General features: G+C 72.1%; 17 protein-coding genes. 15 read left to right on the top strand and 2 right to left on the bottom strand.

What is annotated here, in order from left to right; translation table 11 throughout:
* Positions 1-14: 14 nt before the first annotated feature.
* Positions 15-800, bottom strand: coding sequence for an alpha/beta fold hydrolase (locus ACFYW7_RS31800; RefSeq protein ID WP_389508708.1), 786 nt, complete (start codon positions 798-800; stop codon positions 15-17).
* Between the two features lie 64 nt (positions 801-864).
* Positions 865-1,194: a DUF427 domain-containing protein gene (locus ACFYW7_RS31805; protein WP_389508711.1), complete on the bottom strand. Its 330-nt coding sequence runs from the start codon at positions 1,192-1,194 to the stop codon at positions 865-867.
* A 50-nt stretch (positions 1,195-1,244) separates the two neighbouring features.
* On the opposite strand from ACFYW7_RS31805, the gene ACFYW7_RS31810 reads away from it, so the two are divergent.
* The 15 genes from ACFYW7_RS31810 to ACFYW7_RS31880 all read left to right on the top strand — a co-directional run bounded on the left by ACFYW7_RS31810 (position 1,245) and on the right by ACFYW7_RS31880 (position 20,240).
* Positions 1,245-1,784, top strand: coding sequence for a TIGR00730 family Rossman fold protein (locus ACFYW7_RS31810; protein ID WP_389508713.1), 540 nt, complete (start codon positions 1,245-1,247; stop codon positions 1,782-1,784).
* A gap of 68 nt (positions 1,785-1,852) precedes the next feature.
* Complete coding sequence (locus ACFYW7_RS31815; protein ID WP_389508715.1) at positions 1,853-2,551, top strand: SDR family oxidoreductase; 699 nt, start codon at positions 1,853-1,855, stop codon at positions 2,549-2,551.
* Between the two features lie 30 nt (positions 2,552-2,581).
* Positions 2,582-3,589: a methionine synthase gene (locus tag ACFYW7_RS31820; protein WP_389508717.1), complete on the top strand. Its 1,008-nt coding sequence runs from the start codon at positions 2,582-2,584 to the stop codon at positions 3,587-3,589.
* Between the two features lie 15 nt (positions 3,590-3,604).
* Positions 3,605-5,800 carry an NAD-dependent DNA ligase LigA gene (gene ligA, locus ACFYW7_RS31825; RefSeq protein ID WP_389508719.1) on the top strand — a complete coding sequence of 732 codons (2,196 nt, stop codon included), beginning with the start codon at positions 3,605-3,607 and terminating at the stop codon, positions 5,798-5,800.
* Between the two features lie 262 nt (positions 5,801-6,062).
* Entirely contained in the window at positions 6,063-8,294 is a 2,232-nt protein-coding gene (locus ACFYW7_RS31830) for a putative bifunctional diguanylate cyclase/phosphodiesterase (RefSeq protein ID WP_389508720.1), read from the top strand.
* A gap of 421 nt (positions 8,295-8,715) precedes the next feature.
* Positions 8,716-9,012 carry an Asp-tRNA(Asn)/Glu-tRNA(Gln) amidotransferase subunit GatC gene (gene gatC, locus ACFYW7_RS31835; protein ID WP_261705575.1) on the top strand — a complete coding sequence of 99 codons (297 nt, stop codon included), beginning with the start codon at positions 8,716-8,718 and terminating at the stop codon, positions 9,010-9,012.
* Between the two features lie 5 nt (positions 9,013-9,017).
* Complete coding sequence (gene gatA, locus ACFYW7_RS31840; RefSeq protein WP_389508723.1) at positions 9,018-10,523, top strand: Asp-tRNA(Asn)/Glu-tRNA(Gln) amidotransferase subunit GatA; 1,506 nt, start codon at positions 9,018-9,020, stop codon at positions 10,521-10,523.
* An 8-nt stretch (positions 10,524-10,531) separates the two neighbouring features.
* Positions 10,532-10,762, top strand: coding sequence for a hypothetical protein (locus tag ACFYW7_RS31845; RefSeq protein ID WP_389509127.1), 231 nt, complete (start codon positions 10,532-10,534; stop codon positions 10,760-10,762).
* Between the two features lie 16 nt (positions 10,763-10,778).
* Positions 10,779-12,290, top strand: coding sequence for an Asp-tRNA(Asn)/Glu-tRNA(Gln) amidotransferase subunit GatB (gene gatB, locus ACFYW7_RS31850; RefSeq protein ID WP_389508725.1), 1,512 nt, complete (start codon positions 10,779-10,781; stop codon positions 12,288-12,290).
* A gap of 99 nt (positions 12,291-12,389) precedes the next feature.
* Positions 12,390-12,953, top strand: coding sequence for a hypothetical protein (locus tag ACFYW7_RS31855; protein ID WP_389508727.1), 564 nt, complete (start codon positions 12,390-12,392; stop codon positions 12,951-12,953).
* 182 nt (positions 12,954-13,135) lie between these two features.
* Positions 13,136-15,388 (top strand): MMPL family transporter, encoded by a 2,253-nt coding sequence (locus tag ACFYW7_RS31860; RefSeq protein WP_389508729.1) that lies wholly within the window; start codon positions 13,136-13,138, stop codon positions 15,386-15,388.
* A 4-nt stretch (positions 15,389-15,392) separates the two neighbouring features.
* Complete coding sequence (locus ACFYW7_RS31865) at positions 15,393-15,968, top strand: GNAT family N-acetyltransferase (RefSeq protein ID WP_389508731.1); 576 nt, start codon at positions 15,393-15,395, stop codon at positions 15,966-15,968.
* A gap of 35 nt (positions 15,969-16,003) precedes the next feature.
* Positions 16,004-16,621: a hypothetical protein gene (locus ACFYW7_RS31870; protein ID WP_389508733.1), complete on the top strand. Its 618-nt coding sequence runs from the start codon at positions 16,004-16,006 to the stop codon at positions 16,619-16,621.
* 173 nt (positions 16,622-16,794) lie between these two features.
* Positions 16,795-16,989 carry a hypothetical protein gene (locus ACFYW7_RS31875; protein ID WP_389508735.1) on the top strand — a complete coding sequence of 65 codons (195 nt, stop codon included), beginning with the start codon at positions 16,795-16,797 and terminating at the stop codon, positions 16,987-16,989.
* A 167-nt stretch (positions 16,990-17,156) separates the two neighbouring features.
* On the top strand, positions 17,157-20,240 hold the full coding sequence (locus tag ACFYW7_RS31880) for an AAA family ATPase (protein ID WP_389508737.1): 3,084 nt from the start codon (positions 17,157-17,159) through the stop codon (positions 20,238-20,240).
* Positions 20,241-20,263: the final 23 nt, after the last annotated feature.

Here is a 20,263-nt window from a genome sequence, read left to right on the forward strand (position 1 = left end):
GGTCCGGGGAGGGCCTAGTCCCCCGCCCCGAAGAACTCCGCCAGCACCGGCGCGAGCACCAGCGGGTCGACCATGTGGGTCTGTCCCGCCAGGGTGCGGTACGAGCCGTCCGGCGCCGCCTCCGCGACGCTCCGGGCCGCTCGACGCATCCAGGCGGGGCTCGCGTCCCCGGCGACCGACAGCAGCGGCACGGAGAGGGCGGCCAGCCGCTCGCGGGGCACCCGGCTGTCGCCCAGCGCGGCGTTGTCGTACGCCAGGGTCGGCGCGATGGCCTCCATGCCGGGCCAGGCGTGGGACATGCGCACCCCGGAGATCATCTCCGGGGGCGTGCCCACGAGGGCCAGGAACAGTTCGACCGCGTCGCCCCGCCGGTCCTGGCCGAGCAGCTCGGTCAGCCGCTCGGTGTACTCGGCGCGCGCCTTGTCGGCCGCGTCGTCGACGGCGAACGGCGTCTCGTAGACCGCGACCTGGCGGACGGGCAGCCCACTCGCCGCCGCCTCCAGGGCCAGCGCGCCGCCCGACGAGATGCCGTAGAGCGCGGCGGTGCCCCCGAAGACGTCGATCAGCGCCGCGATGTCCTCGACCTCCCTGGCCACCGCGAAGGGCGCGGTGTCGCCGCTGCCGCCGCGGCCCCGCCGGTCGTAGGTGATCGCGCCGAAGCGGTCCGAGAGGGCCTGGGCGAGGGGGGCCAGCGTGGCGCCCGTGCACATGGCGCCGCCGACCAGGACGACGGTCGGGCCGTCACCGTGGCGTTCGTACGCGATGGGGGTCCCGTCGCGCGAGATGGTCTTCTTGTCCATGTCCGTAGAGACTGCCGGGCGGGCGCGGACTCATCGCGTCACCACGCCCGTGTCCGCCCCGGACTCAGGAATCGTCCACCGTCACCTCGTAGAAGCAGAGGTGGTCCTTGATCTCGGCGACCTCGGGCTCGGGATCGGGATAGGCCCACACCAGATCGGCCGCGTCGGGACGCGACCAGTAGGACGCGGTGCCCTTGAACGGGCAGTACGTGTGGGTGTCGGAGGGCGTCAGCAGGTCCAGGCGGACGTCCTCGGGCGGGAGGTAGTAGCGCACCGGGCAGCCGGTCTCGCGCAGCACCAGGGGGCGGTCGCTCTCCGCCAGGACCTGGTCGCCCCGCACGACGCGGACCCGCCGCGCGCTCTGTTCGACGGTGATCGTGTGTCCTTCGGCCATACCCTCACAGCGCTCACGGGCCCCGATTCGTTCCCGAGTACGGTGAGCGCATGAACATCTGCGTCTTCCTCTCCGCCGCCGATCTGGACGAGCGTTACACCCGCCCCGCGCGGGAGTTCGCCGAACTCCTGGGCAAGGGGGGTCACACCCTGGTGTGGGGAGGATCCGACGTCGGGCTGATGAAGGTGGTCGCCGACGGCGTGCAGGAGGCCGGTGGGCGGCTGGTGGGCGTCTCCGTGGACTTCCTGGCCGCCAAGGCCCGCCCGGCTGCCGACGAGATGGTGGTCGCCCGTGACCTGGCCGAGCGCAAGGCGCTGCTGCTGGCGAAGGCCGACGCGGTGGTCGTCATGGTCGGCGGCACCGGGACCCTCGACGAGGCGACCGAGATCCTGGAGCTGAAGAAGCACGGCAAGACCGAGAAGCCGGTGGTCCTGCTGAACACGGCGGGCTTCTACGACGGCCTCAAGCAGCAGTTCCTCCGCATGGACGCCGAGGGCTTCCTGCCGCTGCCGCTCACCGACCTGGTGTTCTTCGCCGAGGAGCCGGTGGGGGCACTGGCCTACCTGGAGGAGAGCTTCGGTACCGCGTGACGGCCGGGCGTCGAGCCCCGGAATGCCTCGCGGTACCCGGTTCGAGGCCGTGACCCGGTGATGCGAGCATGGCGTCCATGGCTACACATGTGATCACCGGCGCCGGTTCCGGCATCGGCGCGGCCGTCGCCCGCCGCCTGCACGCGCGCGGGGACGAACTCGTGCTCCACGCGCGCGACGCCGGCCGCGCGAAGGAACTGGCCGCCGCGTTCCCCGGGGCGAAGACCCTGGTCGGCGACCTCGCGGACCCCGACAAGCTCTCCTGGGCGTTCTCGCACCAGGTGCTCCCCGGCCGTGTCGACTCCCTGCTGCACATCGCGGGCGTGGTCGACCTCGGCCCGGTGGGCGAACTCACCCCGAAGACCTGGCGCCACCAGCTCAACGTCAACCTGATCGCCCCCGCCGAGCTGACCCGCCACTTCCTGCCGCAGCTGCGCCTCGCCCAGGGGCACGTGCTCTTCGTCAACTCCGGCGCGGGTCTGAACGCGGGCCCCGACTGGTCCGCCTACGCCGCCTCCAAGCACGGTCTGAAGGCCCTCGCGGACTCCCTGCGCCACGAGGAGCACCCGGCCGGTGTCCGGGTGACCTCCGTCTACCCCGGCCGCACCGCGAGCCCGATGCAGGCCAAGGTCCACCAGCAGGAGGGCAAGGAGTACGACGCCGCGAAGTGGATCGACCCGGAGTCGGTCGCGACGACCATCCTGATGGCGCTCGACCTGCCGAGGGACGCCGAGGTCAACGACCTGACGGTGCGCCCGGGCGGCTGATCCCCCCGAGGGATTCCGTAGGCTTCCCGGGTGAGCGAAAACAGCGAGTTCAGGTTCGGTTCCGCCACCGGGGTCGGGTCCATGCCGGGCGGTGACGCGCGGGAGGCCGCGAAGACCGTCACCGGTTCCTTCGACGACTTCCCGTTCCTCGCCGAACTGCCGGCGCGGGGCCCCGGCGCGGACATGATCGGCCGGACCGCGGGGATGCTCGTCGAGCTCTTCGCGCGCGTGGAGCCCAGCGGCTGGCGGCTCGGGGACCGGCCGGGCCGGGACACCCTGCGGGCCAGGTCGTGGCTGGGGGAGGACCTCGACGCGCTGGAGGAGTTCACCCAGGGGTACGAGGGCCCGCTGAAGGTGCAGGCGGTCGGCCCCTGGACCCTCGCCGCCGCACTGGAGCTGAGGAACGGTCAGTCCGTCCTCTCCGACCAGGGCGCCCGCCGGGACCTCGCGGGCTCGCTCGCCGAGGGACTGCGCCTCCACCTCGACGACGTACGGCGGCGGGTCCCCGGGGCGGAGATCGTCCTGCAGCTCGACGAGCCCTCCCTCGTCGCCGTGCTCCGCGGCCAGGTGCAGACCGCCAGCGGGTACCGCACCCACCGGGCCGTGGACCGCCAGGTCGTCGAGGCCACGCTCCGGGACGTCGTCGGGGCGCACCGGGGCGGTCCCGTCGTGGTCCACTCCTGCGCGCCGGACGTCCCCTTCGCGCTGCTCCGGCGGGCGGGGGCGGCGGGGATCTCGTTCGACCTCTCGCTGCTCACCGAGCGTGACGACGACGCCATCGGGGAGGCGGTCGAAGGCGGTACGCGTCTGTTCACCGGTGTCATCCCCGGCGTGGACGTCCCATTGTCGGACCCTGCCGGTAGCGTCATGGGTGTCAGGACGCTGTGGCGCAGGCTGGGGCTGCGGCCGGGTCTCCTCGCGGAGTCGGTCACGCTCACTCCGTCGTGCGGACTCGCGGGGGCCTCCCCCGACTTCGCGCGCAGGGCGCTGGCCCACTGCGTCCGGGCGGCGAGATCCCTCGCGGACAACCCTGAGTAACGGGAGGACACAACGGTGGCCGGCGAAGAGTACGCAGAGCCCACATCGGTACCCGCCGGGGCACGGGAGCGGCACGCGCAGCTCGCCGAGCAGATCGAGGAGCACCGCTTCCGGTACTACGTGAACGACGCGCCGGTGGTCAGCGACGCCGAGTTCGACCGACTGCTGCGCTCCCTGGAGGCGCTGGAGGAGGAGTACTCCGAGCTGCGCACGCCCGACTCGCCGACCCAGAAGGTCGCCGGGGCGTACACCACGGAGTTCACCTCGGTCCAGCACCGGCAGCGCATGCTGTCGCTCGACAACGCCTTCTCCGACCTGGAGCTGGCCGCCTGGGCCGAGCGCGTCGCCAAGGACGTGGGAACCTCCGGGCACCACTTCCTGTGCGAGCTGAAGGTCGACGGTCTCGCGGTCAACCTCACGTACGAGCGCGGCCGCCTCACGCGCGCGGCGACCCGCGGCGACGGCCGCACGGGCGAGGACATCACCCCCAACGTCCGTACGATCGCCGAGATCCCGGACCGGCTGACCGGCGACGACGTCCCGGACCTCGTGGAGATCCGCGGCGAGGTCTACTTCCCGATGGAGAAGTTCGAGGAGCTCAACGCCCGGCTGGTGGAGGCGGGCGACAAGCCCTTCGCCAACCCGCGCAACGCGGCGGCCGGTTCACTGCGCCAGAAGGACCCGCGGGTCACCGCGAGCCGCCCGCTCCACATGGTCGTCCACGGCATCGGCGCCCTGGAGGGCTTCGAGGGACTGGGCCGGCTCTCCGAGGCCTACGGCCTGCTGCACACCTGGGGACTGCCGACCACCCGGTACGCCAAGGTGGTCGACGACCTCGACGGCGTACGGGAGTTCATCGCGTACTACGGGGAGAACCGCCACTCCGTGGAGCACGAGATCGACGGGGTCGTGGTCAAGCTCGACGAGATCCCCCTCCAGGGCAGGCTGGGTTCCACCGCGCGCGCACCGCGCTGGGCGATCGCCTGGAAGTACGCGCCCGAGGAGGTCAACACCAAGCTCGTCAACATCCGTGTCGGCGTGGGGCGTACGGGCCGGGTCACCCCGTACGCGCAGGTCGAGCCGGTCACGGTCGCCGGTTCGGAGGTCGAGTTCGCCACCCTGCACAACCAGGAGGTGGTGAAGGCCAAGGGCGTCCTCATCGGGGACACGGTGGTGCTGCGCAAGGCCGGTGACGTCATCCCGGAGATCCTCGGCCCGGTCGCCGACCTGCGGGACGGCAGTGAGCGGGAGTTCGTGATGCCGGCCGACTGCCCGGAGTGCGGGACACCGCTGCGCGCCATGAAGGAGGGGGACATCGATCTGCGGTGCCCCAACGGCCGTAGCTGTCCGGCCCAGTTGAGAGAGCGCGTCTCCTACCTCGCGGGCCGGGAGTGCCTCGACATCGACCACTTCGGAGGTGTCGCGGCGGCGGCGCTCACGCGGCCGCTGGGGCCGACGGACCCGCCCCTGGTCGACGAGGGGGACCTCTTCGACCTGACGGTCGAGCAGTTGCTCCCCATCAGGGCGTACGTCCTCGACCAGGACAGCGGTCTGCCCAAGCGGGACCCGAAGACCGGCGAGGAGAAGGTCGTCACGGTCTTCGCCAACCAGCAGGGCGAGCCCAAGAAGAACACGCTCGCCCTGCTGGACAGGATCGCCGAGGCCAGGAACCGCCCGCTCGCCCGGTTCATCAACGGACTCTCCATCAGGCACGTCGGCCCGGTGGCGGCCGAGGCGCTGGCCCGCCGGTTCCGCTCCATCGACCGCATCGAACAGGCCACCGAGGAGGAGTTGGCGGCCGTCGACGGAGTCGGTGGGATCATCGCGGCCTCGGTCAAGGCCTGGTTCACGGAGGACTGGCACCGCGAGATCATCCGCAAGTGGAAGGCCGCCGGAGTTCCGCTGGAGGACGAGGGCGCGGGCGAGGACGAGGGACCCGGCCCGCTCGAAGGGCTGACGGTCGTCGTCACGGGAACGCTCGAACACCACACCCGGGACGGCGCGAAGGAGGAACTGCAGAGCCGCGGAGCGAAAGTGACCGGTTCTGTTTCGAAGAAGACATCTTTTGTCGTAGTGGGTGACAATCCTGGATCGAAGTACGACAAGGCCATGCAGTTGAAGGTTCCGGTCCTGAACGAGGAGGGTTTCGCGGTCCTTCTCGGACAAGGGCCGGAAGCGGCGGCGGAAGTCGCGCTTCCGATCGAGGAATAGCGGTTGAAGGCCACCCGTTCGGCGCATATCAGTTGCATACGGGTGGCCAGGTCGTAATCGGGCGACCGTCGACGACCGCTGCCCGTGGAAGCCTTCTGCGGCCTACTGTTGACGTGTGCGCCCGCCGTGCCCGGCCGCGGTCGGTGCAACCCCCTCGTCCGCACGAGCCGGGGGAATGGCTTTTCGAACGCGGCACCGTTGGCCGTTGTCGCCGGCAGCGGACCGCGTGGCGTGGGCACCGCCGGCAGTGAGAGGGACGGGAATGGAACCGACCGAGAGCGCCGCCCCCGACTCACGGCTGCGCCTGCGCCGGACCGGCGCGTGGCTGGCAGGCCTGAGGACGGGGCGGCCTTCGGAGCGCCCCGCCCCGAGCGGGCTCGGCGCCGCGCCGCTCCCCGGACCCACCTTCCCCGGCCGCCTCGCCATCGAGCGCGGATCGGACCTGCCCGGCCTCGACTCCGAACGCCACGCGTCCTGGCCCGCGCTGCCCTCGGCGGTCGTGGCCACCGCCGCGTTCGTCCTGGGCGCCGGTTTCTACCGGGCGTTCACCGACCACCACGCGCTCTTCCCGTGCGGCACGGTCGGCTGGTCGCTGGCGCTGCTGACCGGCGTCATCGTCGGCCACCTCGTCGCCCTGGGCCGCGTCCGCTGGTGGGGCGGCACCGGCTCCGGAGCGGCACTCACCCTCTCCGTCCTGCTCCTCTACGGCTGGGTCGCGGCCGGAATGGTCAGCCTGACCGTCGTCGTCCTGGTCGGCATGGCCCGCCGCAACCGCTGGCGGCAGGGCCTCCTGCACGGCGCGGCCGACATCCTCGGCATCGGCGCGGGAGCCCTGGTCCTCGCCTCGTTCGGACGGTTCCCGAGCGTCGAGACGCCCTGGGACCCCGCGACCTGGACCTTCTACGCCGCGCCCCAGGTGGTGCTGGTCGCCGGCGCCTACCTCGCCGTCACCCGCGTCCTGCTCTGGTACCTGCACGCGCCGCGCGGCGGCGGCCTGCCCACCGTCGCCCGTACGGCCCTGGCCCGACAGGGGCTCGTCGCCGTGGCGCTGCTCGGCATCGCGCCCCTGGTCTGTGTCGTCGCGGTGGCCCAGCCGATACTGCTGCCGCTGTTCTCGATCCCGCTCATCGCCCTCGACTCCACCCTGTGGATAGCCCGCGCGCGGGCCGAGGAGCAACTGCGTGACCCGCTGACCGGACTGCCCAACCGTCAGTGGCTGCTGGAGCGCACCTGGACCGCGCTGGACGACGCCGAGCGCATCGGCGCCCGCTCCGCGCTGATGCTGATCGACCTGGACCGGTTCCGGTCCGTGAACGACACCCTGGGGCACCTCGCCGGTGACCGGCTGCTCCTCCAGATAGCCGACAGACTGCGGCTCGCCCTGCCGCGCGGGGCGGAGGCCGCGCGGCTGGGCGGGGACGAGTTCGCCGTCTTACTGCCGGTCGCGGACTCCACGACCTCGGCCACCCGGGTCGCCCGCGGTCTCGTCGCCGCCCTCGGCTCGCCGCTCGACCTCGACGGGCTCACCCTCGTCCTGGAGGCCAGCGCCGGGCTCGCCGTCTTCCCCGACCACGCCCTCGACGCCGAGGGACTGCTGCAACGGGCGGACGTCGCGATGTACCAGGCGAAGCGGGACCGCACCGGCGTGGAGGTGTACGAGTCCAAGCGGGACTCCAACACCCCCGACCGGCTGGGCCTGCTGGGCGACCTGCGCCGGGCCCTGGACGCGGGCGACGTGGAACTCCACTACCAGCCCAAGGTCCGTTTCGACGGACAGGTGGCCGGACTCGAGGCACTGGTCCGCTGGGTGCACCCCGAGCGCGGCAAGGTACCGCCGGACGAGTTCATCGCCATCGCCGAGTCCTCCGGGCTGATGCCCCACCTCACGGAGTACGTCCTGGAGACGGCCCTCGGACAGGTCGCGCGCTGGCGTGCCCAGGGCCTGTACGTGCCGGTCGCGGTGAACGTGTCGCCGCGCGACGTCCACACGCCGGGGTTCGCCGGAGCCGTCGCCGCGCGCCTCGCGCGGCACGGAGTCCCCGCGGGAGCGCTCCAACTGGAGATAACGGAGCACGTGCTCCTGGAGGATCCGCAGCGGGCCGCCGACACGCTGGCCGCGCTCACCGGGCACGGCGTGAAGATGTCGCTGGACGACTTCGGCACCGGTTACTCGTCCCTGGTCCATCTGCGCCGGCTCCCGGTCAGCGAACTGAAGATCGACCGCTCGTTCGTCGCACGGCTCGCCGTGGACACCGAGGACGCCGAGATCGTGCGCTGCACCGTCGACCTCGCGCATTCGCTGGGCCTCCTCGTCGTGGCGGAGGGCGTCGAGGACGACGAGACGTGGGAGCGGTTGCGGGACCTGGGCTGTGACGCCGTCCAGGGGTGGCTGGTCGCCGCGGCGATGCCGCCCGACGAGGCGACCGCCTGGCTGCTGGCCCGGGGGTCCCGGGGCTGGCAGCGGCCGCGTGCCGCGCTGCCGGCGGCGGAGTAGCTCCCGCTCGGCCCGCGGCTGTCTCCGGACAGGTCGACTCTCCCCGGGAGTCTCTCGCCGTCGGCGGCCACCCGTCGGTGGGGCAGGGGAGGCCGCGTCCGCGGCCATGCCCCTCGACACCGCACGACGCCCGCGGCGGGGAGGCGCCACCGGGGGGCCTGTCGGACGAGTGTCACGGGTGGCGCGTGGGTGGGAGACGTCCGGCCGGAGGCCGGGGAGTCGGCCGGTCGCCGCCGACGGTGGGGCGGCCGAGCGGGAGGGCTCGGCTTGTCAGGGGGGCGGCGAACGGGTGGTGTGGGTCGGAGACATCCGGCCGGAGGCCGGGGTCGCGGGCGGGCCACGGCAAACCCGGGCGCGGGCATCGGCCCGGGCCCCATAGGATTGGGCCAAACCACACACACTCACCCCAGAGGATCGCTGCATGCCTGGCATCACGCGCGAGGAGGTCGCCCACCTCGCACGGCTGGCGCGTCTGGAGCTGAAGGGCGAAGAGCTCGACCACTTCGCCGGCCAGCTGGACGACATCATCGGCGCGGTCGCCCGCGTCAGCGAGGTCGCCGACCAAGACGTACCGCCGACCTCTCATCCGCTGCCGCTGACGAACGTCATGCGCGTGGACGAGGTCCGTCCGTCGCTCACCCCCGAGCAGGCGCTCTCCGGCGCCCCGGCCCAGGAGCAGCGGCGTTTCAAGGTGCCGCAGATCCTGGGGGAGGACTAATCACCATGACGGACACCAACGTCAACATCATCAAGCTCACCGCGGCCGAGATCGCCGGGAGGATCGCGGCGGGCGAGCTCACCGCCGTCGAGGTCACCGAGGCGCACCTCGCCCGGATCGAGGCCGTCGACGAGAAGGTGCACGCCTTCCTGCACGTCGACCGCGAGGGCGCTCTCGCCCAGGCGCGTGCCGTGGACGCCAAGCGCGCGGCCGGCGAGAAGCTCGGCCCGCTCGCCGGCGTGCCCCTGGCGCTCAAGGACATCTTCACCACCGAGGGGATCCCGACCACGGTCGGCTCGAAGATCCTCGAAGGCTGGATCCCGCCGTACGACGCGACGCTCACCAAGCGGCTCAAGGCCGCCGACGTCGTCATCCTCGGCAAGACCAACATGGACGAGTTCGCCATGGGGTCCTCCACCGAGAACAGCGCCTACGGGCCCACCGGCAACCCCTGGGACCTCACCCGGATCCCCGGCGGTTCGGGCGGTGGCTCCTCCGCGGCCCTCGCCTCCTACCAGGCGCCCCTCGCGATCGGCACCGACACCGGCGGCTCCATCCGCCAGCCGGCCGCCGTCACCGGCACGGTCGGCGTCAAGCCGACGTACGGCGCGGTCTCCCGCTACGGCATGGTGGCGTTCTCCAGCTCCCTCGACCAGGGCGGCCCCTGCGCCCGCACGGTCCTGGACGCGGCCCTGCTCCACGAAGTCATCGCCGGGCACGACCCGCTCGACTCGACCTCCATCGACGCCCCGGTCCCGCCGGTCGTCGAGGCCGCCCGCAACGGCAGCGTCTCCGGCATGCGCGTCGGTGTCGTCAAGCAGTTCCGCGGCGAGGGCTACCAGGCCGGTGTCGTGCAGCGCTTCGACGAGGCCGTCACCATGCTCAAGGAGCTCGGCGCCGAGATCGTCGAACTGGACTGCCCGTCCTTCGACCTGGCGCTCTCCGCGTACTACCTGATCGCCCCGTCCGAGTGTTCGAGCAACCTCGCCCGCTTCGACGGCCTGCGCTACGGCGCGCGCGTCGGCGACGACGGCACGCACTCCGCCGAGGAGGTCACCGCCCTCACCCGTGAGGCCGGCTTCGGCCCCGAGGTCAAGCGCCGCATCATGCTCGGCACGTACGCGCTCAGCTCCGGCTACTACGACGCGTACTACGGCAGCGCCCAGAAGGTCCGTACGCTCATCACCCGCGACTTCGAGAAGGCGTTCGAGCAGGTCGACGTGATCGTCTCCCCGACCACGCCCACCACCGCCTTCCCGATCGGCGAGCGCGCCGACGACCCGATGGCGATGTACCTCGCGGACCTCTGCACCATCCCGACCAACCTGGCCGGCAACTCCGCCATGTCGCTGCCCTGCGGTCTCGCCCCGGAGGACAACCTCCCGGTCGGCCTGCAGATCATCGCCCCGGCTCTGAAGGACGACCGCCTGTACAAGGTCGGCGCCGCCGTCGAGGCCGCCTTCGTGGAAAAGTGGGGGCACCCGCTGCTTGAGGAGGCTCCGTCGCTGTGAGCAAGGCAATGTCCAAGGCCAAGGGTTTCAAGAAGTCCAAGTCCGGCACGTACCTGTCCATCGCCGGCACGGCCTTCGGTGCGCTCGGTGTCGCGAAGCAGGTCAAGAAGGCCCGCAAGGAAAACGACACCCTGCGCCTCATCGACGCCGCCGTGTCCGCCGCCGCCATCGTCACCGGCCTCGCCATCCTCTACCGGGAGCTCAAGCGCCTGGGCGACGACGACGTCCTGCTGGGCTGAGAGGGAAGTTTTCACCGTGACCACCACGATCGACCTGGTGTCGTACGAGGACGCACTCGCTTCCTACGACCCCGTCATGGGCCTCGAGGTCCATGTCGAACTCGGCACCAAGACGAAGATGTTCTGCGGCTGTTCGACCGAGCTGGGCGCCGAGCCCAACTCGCAGACCTGCCCGACCTGCCTCGGCATGCCCGGCGCCCTCCCGGTCGTCAACGCGACCGGTGTGGAGTCCGCCATCAAGATCGGCCTCGCGCTGCACTGCGAGATCGCCGAGTGGTGCCGCTTCGCCCGGAAGAACTACTTCTATCCGGACATGCCGAAGAACTTCCAGACCTCCCAGTACGACGAGCCGATCGCCTTCAACGGCTATCTGGACGTCCAGCTGGAGGACGGCGAGGTCTTCCGCGTGGAGATCGAGCGCGCCCACATGGAGGAGGACACCGGCAAGTCGCTGCACGTCGGCGGTGCCACCGGCCGTATCCACGGAGCGTCCCACTCGCTGCTCGACTACAACCGCGCGGGCATCCCGCTCATCGAGATCGTCACCAAGCCGATCGAGGGCGCGGGCGAGCGTGCTCCCGAGGTCGCCAAGGCGTACGTCGCCGAGCTGCGCGAGCTCATCAAGGCGCTCGGTGTCTCCGAGGCCCGTATGGAGCAGGGCCAGATGCGCTGCGACGTGAACCTCTCGCTGCGCCCGCACGGCCGCGAGAAGTTCGGTACGCGCTCCGAGACGAAGAACGTGAACTCGCTGCGTTCCGTCGAGCGTGCCGCCCGCTTCGAGATCCAGCGCCACGCCGCGGTGCTGAACTCCGGCGGCACGATCATCCAGGAGACCCGCCACTTCCACGAGGACACCGGGTCCACGACCTCGGGCCGCGTGAAGGAGGAGGCCGAGGACTACCGGTACTTCCCGGAGCCCGACCTCGTGCCCGTCGCCCCGTCCCGTGAGTGGGTCGAGGAGCTGCGCGCCGGGCTGCCCGAGCAGCCGCTGGCCCGTCGCAACCGGCTGCGCGAGGAGTGGGGAGTCAACGCCCACGACATGCAGTCGATGCTCAACGCCGGCGCCATCGACTCGATCGTCGCGACGATCGAGGCCGGTGCCGACTCCGCCGCCGCCCGCAAGTGGTGGATGGGCGAGCTGGCGCGCAGCGCCAACGAGTCGGGCACGGCGCTGGAGGACCTGCCGATCACCCCGGCCCAGGTCGCCCGGGTGGCCGAACTGGTCATCTCCGGCGATCTGAACGACAAGCTCGCCCGTCAGGTCATCGAGGGCGTCCTCGCCGGCGAGGGCACCCCGGACGAGGTCGTCGACAAGCGCGGCCTGAAGGTCGTCTCGGACGAGGGCGCGCTCAGCGTCGCCGTCGAGGAGGCCATCGCCGGGAACCCGGGCATCGCCGACAAGATCCGCGGCGGCAAGGTCCAGGCCGTCGGCGCGCTCGTCGGCGCGGTCATGAAGGCCACGCGCGGCCAGGCCGACGCGGCTCGCGTCAAGGAGCTCATCCTGGAGAAGCTGGGCGTCGAAGGCTGACGTCCGGGTTTTCCCACATCCCAGGGGGCGCGTCGAAACCGACGCGCCCCCTGGGGTCTGTGTCGGCGTGCTCAGGTCAACGCGCTACGCTCCCGCGCCATGAGTGGAACCACTGACTCCGAGACGCGCGACCATGAGGACCAGCATCAGGACCGGCACCAGGAGCAGGGCGAGAGCAGGGGCCGACACCAGGACGAGGCCCTGGATCAGCACGAAGCCCTGGAGCAGGACGAGGGCCCGGCCGGGGAACGGGGTCGGGACGCGGACGAGAGTCAGGAACCGGACGGGAACGAGGGCGAGAACCCCGGCCCGGACCGGGCCCGGGACCCGGACGAACGTCAGGACCCGGACGAGGACCTGGGCGAAGGCCCCGACCAGGACCCCGGCCAAGATGCCGACGAGGACCCGGACGAGGACCCGGACGTCCGTCGGGCCCGTTGGACGGCGGTCGGGACCGGAGCGCTGCTGGCCGTCGCCGGGCTCGGGGTGTCGTTGCTGCGTACCAGTGGCTCCGGGACCGCGCTCATACCCGTCTCCTACGCCTCGGGGGCCGCTCTGTGCGCCGCCGCGGCCGCGCTGGGTGCCCGCGGGCGTACCCGGCGGGCCCTGTGGCTCATGATCGCCGGAGTGATGTTCATGGCTGTGGGTGACCAGCTCGACTGAGCCGGGACGGGTGGGGCGACCGAGGTCACAGGAGTGTTCTGTGAGACGTGTCGCAAGCCTGTGAGTAAGCCCACGAATGCGACAAAGGATCATTTCAGGCTGCAAGAGTGATGACGTATTAGTCATGTGTTCTTTGCGGGCGGTTCCCGATAAAGATCCATAAATACCCAGGGAGCTCGTCCGTGGCAGCCCTCGCACGTTGGTGTGTCCAGCACCGCCTCGCCGCCGTTCTGATCTGGCTCGCGGCCTTCGGCGGTGTGAGCGTGGCGGCCGTCGTGGCGGGCTCCGCATATTCGAACGACTACGAGGCCCCGGGCACCGAATCGGGCCGTGCCACCCAGCTCCTGGAAGCCGGCTTCCCCGGCCTCGGCGGCGACAGCGACACCGTCGTCTGGCACACCGACTCCGGGACGGTGCGTTCCGCCGCCGTCGAGCAGTCGATGACCCGGACCCTCGACGACATCGAGAAGCTCCCCGGAGTGGCCTCCGTCGACAACCCGTACGCGCACCGGGGACCGGAGGGGATCAGCCCGGACGGCCGGACGGCGTACGCGACCGTCACCTTCGCCGACCGGGCCGAGGACCTCGACAAGGGTGAGGTCCAGGCCGTCGTCGACACCGCGAAGGCCGCCGAGGCCAAGGGCCTCGACGTGGAACTGGGCGGCACCGCCATCGCCCTCACCAAGGCGTCCGGCGGACATGTCGCCGAGATCGTCGGCGTGGTCGTCGCCGCCGTGGTCCTCTTCCTCGCGTTCGGCTCCCTCGCCGCCTCCATGCTGCCCATCGCCACCGCGCTGATCGGCGTGGGCACGGCGTACGCCGGCATCGTGCTCCTCGGGCACGCCATGACCGTCGCCGACTTCGCCCCCATGCTCGGCATGCTGGTCGGCCTCGGCGTCGGCATCGACTACGCGCTGTTCATCGTGACCCGGCACCGGCGCGGTCTCAAACGCGGGCTGCCGGTCGCCGAGGCGGCGCAGAACGCCGTCGCCACCACCGGACGCGCGGTCGTCTTCGCCGGCGCCACCGTCTGCATCGCCCTGCTCGGCATGCTCATCCTGCGGCTCGGCTTCCTCGACGGCGTCGCGATCGCGGCCTCCCTCACCGTCGTCCTCACCGTCGCGGCCTCCGTGACCCTGCTGCCCGCGCTGCTCTCCTTCATCGGCCCGCGCGCGCTGAGCCGCCGCGAACGGCGGCGCCTGGCGGAGCGCGGACCCGAGCCGGAGATGGCCACCGGGTTCGCCGCCCGCTGGTCGGCCTTGGTCGAACGCCACCCCAAGCTGCTCGGGGCCGTGGCCGTCGTCGTGATGGCGCTGCTCGCCCTGCCCACGCTCGGGCTCCACCTGGGCACCTCCGACCAGGGCAACGACCCGAAGTCGGCGACCACACGACAGGCGTACGACCTCGTGAGCGAGGGCTTCGGCCCCGGAGTGAACGGGCCGCTGACCCTCGTCACCAAGGTCGACGGAGCCGAGGACAAGCTCGCCCTGGACAACCTGGACGCCACGCTGCGGGCCACCGAGGGCGTCGCGTCGACGACCCCGGTGACGTACAACGGCGCCGGTGACACCGCCTTCCTCACCGTCGTCCCGACCTCCGCGCCGCAGTCCCAGAAGACGAGCGATCTCGTCGACCGGCTGCGCACCGAGGTCCTGCCGCGCGCCGAGACGGGCACCACCCTCGACGTCCAGGTCGGCGGTGTGACGGCGAGCTACGACGACTTCGCGGACGTCATCGTCGGCAAGCTCCCGCTCTTCGTCGGTGTCGTGATCAGTCTCGGCTGCGTCCTGCTGCTGCTCGCGTTCCGTTCGATCGGCATCCCGCTCAAGGCCGCGGCGATGAACATCGCCGCCGTCGCGGCCGCCTTCGGGGTCGTCGTGGTGATCTTCCAGTGGGGCTGGGGGAGCGAACTGCTCGGCCTCGGCCGCGCGGGCCCGATCGAGCCCTTCCTGCCCGTGATCATGGTCTCGGTGCTCTTCGGGCTCTCCATGGACTACCAGGTCTTCCTGGTCAGCAGGATGTACGAGGAGTGGCTGGAGACCGGTGACAACCGGCGTGCCGTCCGGGTCGGCCTCGCCGAGACCAGCCGGGTGATCAACTCCGCCGCCGTCATCATGATCTCGGTCTTCCTCGCCTTCGTGCTCAGCGGCGACCGCGTCATCGCGATGTTCGGCATCGCCCTCGCCGCCGCCGTCGCCCTCGACGCCTTCATCCTGCGGACGCTCCTCGTCCCTGCCCTCATGCACCTGCTCGGCGGCGCCAACTGGTGGCTGCCCGGCTGGCTCGACCGGCGGCTGCCCCGCATCAGCATCGAACCGCCCGAGTGCCGCGCGGCACATGAGAGGCTGGCCGAGACGACGGACGCCGAGGTGGCGGACGTACTGAACGCCGCGGCGAACGCCGAGCAGGCGGACGCACTGGCGAAGGAGCGGTAGCGGGATGTACTCCATACCTCTGGGCGACGACGGAGCGGAACTGCGGCCCCTGGAGCCGTGGCACGCCGAGGAGTTCCTCGCCCACCTCGACCGGGGGCGCGAGTTCATCGGGCAGTTCATCCCCTTCGGGTCCAAGTCCACGGACGTGCCGTCCGCGCGGGCGCACCTCCAGCGGTACGCCGACATGCGCGCCGCCGACACCGGGTCCCTGCACGGACTGTGGCTGGACGGCAAGCTCGTGGGCGGGGTGCTCTTCCTGAACTTCGACGCGGAGGAGGGCAACTGCGAGGTCGGCTGCTGGCTGGAACCCGCCGCCTCCGGCCGTGGTCTGGTCACCCGCGCGATGCGGATCCTCATCGACTGGGCGGTCGAGGTGCGGGGGATGCACCGGATCGAGTGGGTCGCCGCGGCGGGGAACGTACCGAGCCTGAACGTGGCCCGGCGCCTCGGCATGAGCCAGGACGCCGTGCTCCGGGAGAAGCAGCCCTACCGCGGGGTCAGGCACGACCTCGAGGTGTGGTCCGTGCTCGCCCCCGACTGGCGTGCCGCCCGCGCGGGCGGCACCCGCGAGGATCATTAAGGAACCTCTCATGGAGCGTCCGTACGGTGCGGGTCATGGGAACCAAGACAGTTGACGAGGCCGGGGCCGAGACCGGCACCGAGGCGAAGCGCGACGAGCGGACGGTGGACGTCGCCAAGACCGGCGCGTCCGCCGACGGCGGGACCGAGGCCTATGCCACGGAGCCGGCCGAGGAGCAGGACGAGGCCGAGGAGCAGGGCGACGCCGACGAGGTCCCCGCGGAGGCCGACGGCACCGCCGAGGCCGGTCAGGACGCCGGTGTCGGCCTGGGTGCCGCCGCCGTGGTGTCCGCCGGACTCGGTGTCGTGTCGCTGACCGGCAGCTGGATCGGTACCGTGGCCGCCGCGCGCGAGAACCTGATCGGCCAGATCGAGACCTCGGCGAACACGAACGCGAGCGTCGCCGCGCAGGTCAAGGCGGTCTACGGCGACGCCTGGGCGACCACCGCGCTGATCGGCGGCCTCTTCGCGCTGGCCGCGCTCATCATCGGCGTCGTCGTCCTGGTCCGGCCCGCGTTCGGTGCCCCCGGCAGGCCGCAGGCCGCCTGGATCAAGTCGGTCGCCTGGGCGGGCGTCTCGCTCGGCCTCGTCGGCCTGGTGCTCGCCGTCGCCAAGTACTCGGACGTCCTTCTCGGACTGCCCTCCACCGGCTGATTCCCTACGACTCGGAGGGGCCTTAGGGCCGGCGTAAGTCATCGACCGCCGCCCTAAGGCCCTTCGCGCGCTCAAGATGCGGAACTCTCCCGATGTGGCGCACCCCCCTGGGAGACGAAGGTTGAGGCATCGCAACAAGCGAAGCCGAAACCGACGAATCACAGGGGTACAAGATGTTCGAGTACGAACTCCAGCAGATGCGGTCCGCGGAACTCATCCGTGAGGCCCACGACCACCGGCTCGCCAAGGAGGCGCTGCAGGACCGGCGGGCCACCCGCCGCGCCGCCCGCCGAGCCGCCCACAACGACACCGAGGGGCAGGTGCATAACAGCCACCCCCGTCGGCACCGGTTCACCCGCGCGGCGTGAGCGCCGGGACACCCGTGGACGGCCGCGCGACCGCCGGCCGTCCACAGCCCGTGCGGGGAGGCGGCCGTACGGGGGTCGGCCGCCTCCCGCCGGGTGGCGGGAATCCGACGGGCGGGGCGCTGGTCGCCCTCCCGATAACCGGTGCCGCCCTGTCGGACCCCTGTGCCATGCTCGGGTCCGTGGAGACCAGATCCGTCAGCCCGGTGTTCGTCGGACGCGCCGAAGAACTGCGGGTGTTGAGCGACGCGCTGGCCCGTGCCGGAGCCGGAGAGCCGCAGGCACTGCTGCTCGGCGGCGAGGCCGGCGTCGGCAAGACCCGTCTCCTGGAGGAGTTCGCCACCGTCGCCGCCCGCGAAGGCGCCGTCGTCGCCTGTGGCGGCTGCGTCGAGATCGGCGCCGACGGCCTCCCCTTCGCGCCGTTCTCCACCGCCCTGCGCGCCCTGCGCCGCGTGCTGCCCGACGAACTCACCGCCGCGGCCGCCGGGCAGGAGGAGGAACTCGCCCGACTGCTCCCCGAACTCGCCGACACGACCCGGGGACGGCGCTACGACGAAGAGGGCATGGCCCGTCTCTTCGAGCTCACCGCCCGCCTCCTGGAACGCGTCGCGGCGGACCGCACGGTCGTCGTCGTCCTGGAGGACCTGCACTGGGCCGACGCCTCCACCCGCCATCTGCTCGCCTACCTGTTGCGCACGCTGCGCAGCGGCCGCCTCGTCGTGATCGCCACCTACCGCGCCGACGACATCCACCGCCGCCACCCGCTGCGCCCCCTGCTCGCCGAGCTCGACCGCCTCCGCACGGTCCGCCGTATCGAACTGGGCCGCTTCACCCGCGCCGAGGTCGGCCGCCAGATCGCCGGCATCCTCGCCCGCGAGCCCGACCCCGCCCAGGTCGACGAGATCTTCGCCCGCTCCGACGGCAACGCCTTCTTCGTCGAGGAACTCGCCGTGGCCGCCCACGAGGGCTGTCGTACGGGACTCACGGACTCCCTGCGCGACCTGCTCCTCGTCCGCGTCGAAGGGCTTCCGGAGAGCGCCCAGCGCGTCGCCCGGATCGTCGCCGAGGGCGGCTCCACCGTCGAGTACGCCCTGCTCGCCGCGGTCGTACGGCTGGCCGAGGACGACCTGATCGAGGCCCTGCGCGCCTGCGTCGGCGCCAACATCCTGCTCGCCTCGCCCGGCGGCGACGGATACCGCTTCCGCCACTCCCTGGTCCGCGAGGCCGTCAGCGACGACCTGCTGCCCGGCGAGCGCTCCCGGTTCAACCGCCGTTACGCCGAGGCCCTGGAGGCCGACCCGACGTTCGTGCCGGCCGACGAGCGCGCGACCCGCCTGGCCAGCTACTGGTACCACGCGCACGACGCCGCCAAGGCGCTGCCCGCCGTCCTCGACGCCTCCGTGGAGGCCCGCTGCCGGCACGCCCACTCCGAGCAACTGCGGCTCCTGGAGCGGGCGATGGAATTGTGGGAGGTGGCCCCCGACGCCGTGCGGGCCGAACTGCGCCCCATCGACTACGTGGAGGCCTACCCCTCACCCCTGCCCGAAGGGTGCGCGGGCACCCCCGGCGGCGGCGGACCCGTCGCCGCGCCGCTGAGCTATCTCGACCTGATGGCCGAGGCCGCCGTCGCCGGCCGGCTGTGCGGGGAACGCGAGCGCGCCCTGAAGACGACCAAGAGGGCGCTGCGCCTGCTGGAGGACGCGGACGATCCGCTGCGCGCCGCCTGGTTCTGGATACAACGCTCCCGGCTCGTCCAGGCGCAGGTCCGCGGCGACGGCTGGAAGGAACTCGCCACCGCCCAGGAGCTGGTGCGCGGACTCCCGCCCTCCGAGGTGCACGCCGAGGTCCTGTCCCTGGTCGCCGCCTGGTGCATGCTGCACGAACCGGGCCCCGGCGCCCTCTCCGCCGCCGAGCGCGCCGTCGAGTACGCGCGCATGGTGGCCGCCCGGGACACGGAGCTGAACGCCCGCCTCACCCTCGGGGGCCTCATGGTCGACGCGGGGGACGTCGAAGCCGGGATCGCGGAGATGTACCGGGTCAAGGAACGGGCGAAGCGGCACGGCGCCTCCTACGTCGTGGGCCGGCTGCACATCAACCTGCCCTCCCACCTGGAGTCGGTCGGCCGCTCCCGCGAGGCCGTCGCGATCCTGCGCGAAGGCGTCGAACTCGCCTGCAAAAATGGCCTGTTGGACACCCAGGCCTGGGTGTGGGGCAACCTCTCCGAATCGCTGTTCACGCTCGGCCAATGGGACGACGCCGTCGAAGCCGCGCGCAACGCGCTGGGCATCGGACTCAGCGGCAAGGCGTCCGGGGTCGGCGCGGGCCGCCTCGCGCCCGTCGCCCTCGCCCGCGGCGACCTCCTGGAGGCGGGACGCCAACTGGCCGCCGCCCGCGGCCACTTCGGGACCCACGATCCGATGCCCCAGCATTCCCTGCCGCTGCTGTGCACGGCCATCGGCATCGCGGCGGGCGAGGGGCGGCTCCTCGACGCCCGCGTCGCCCTCGAACAGGCCCTGGACGCGGGCTTCCCGCCCGGGACCCAGCGCTACGCCTGGCCGCTGCTGCTGGCCGCCGTCACCGCGGAGGCCGACGCGCGCGGTCTGCCCGTCGGTGAACCCGGCCGCGCACCGACCCTGGAACGCGTCCGCGCGGCCGTGAAGTCCCTGGCCACGGGAGCGCCCGTCTGGCTCGCCCACGCCGACTGGGTCCGCGCCGAACTCCGGCGGGCCGAAGGCGTGAGCACCCCGGACCAGTGGTTCGAGGTGGTCGGCGCCTTCGAGAGCCTGGAGCGGCCCTACGACCTCGCCCGGGTCCGCCTCCGCCTCGCCGAGTCCCTGCTGCTCACCGGCGCGGACGACGACGAGCGGGACCGTGCCACCGAACTGCTCCGGCTGGCCCGCGCCGTCGCCGACCACCTCGGAGCCCGCCCGCTCGCCGACGCCGTCGCCCTGCTCGCCCAGCGCGCCCGCCTCGCGGTCCACGGCGCCCTGGACCGGTCCGGGCCCGCTCCCGCCGACCCGGCGCTCGCACTCGGCCTCACCAGCCGCGAGCGCGACGTCCTGCGCCTGGTCGCCGCGGGCCGGAGCAACCGCCAGATCGCCGACGAACTCTTCATCTCCCCGAAGACGGCCAGCGTCCACGTCTCGAACATTCTGGCCAAGCTGGACGTCTCAGGACGAGGGGAGGCGGCCGCGCTGGCCCATCGGCTGCGGCTCTTTCCGCCGGAGACCCCCGCCGCCCGGGCGGCGGGCTGACGTCCGCGCCGCCCGGCACCCCC

This window comes from Streptomyces sp. NPDC002580, assembly GCF_042889485.1.
GTDB lineage: Bacteria > Actinomycetota > Actinomycetes > Streptomycetales > Streptomycetaceae > Streptomyces.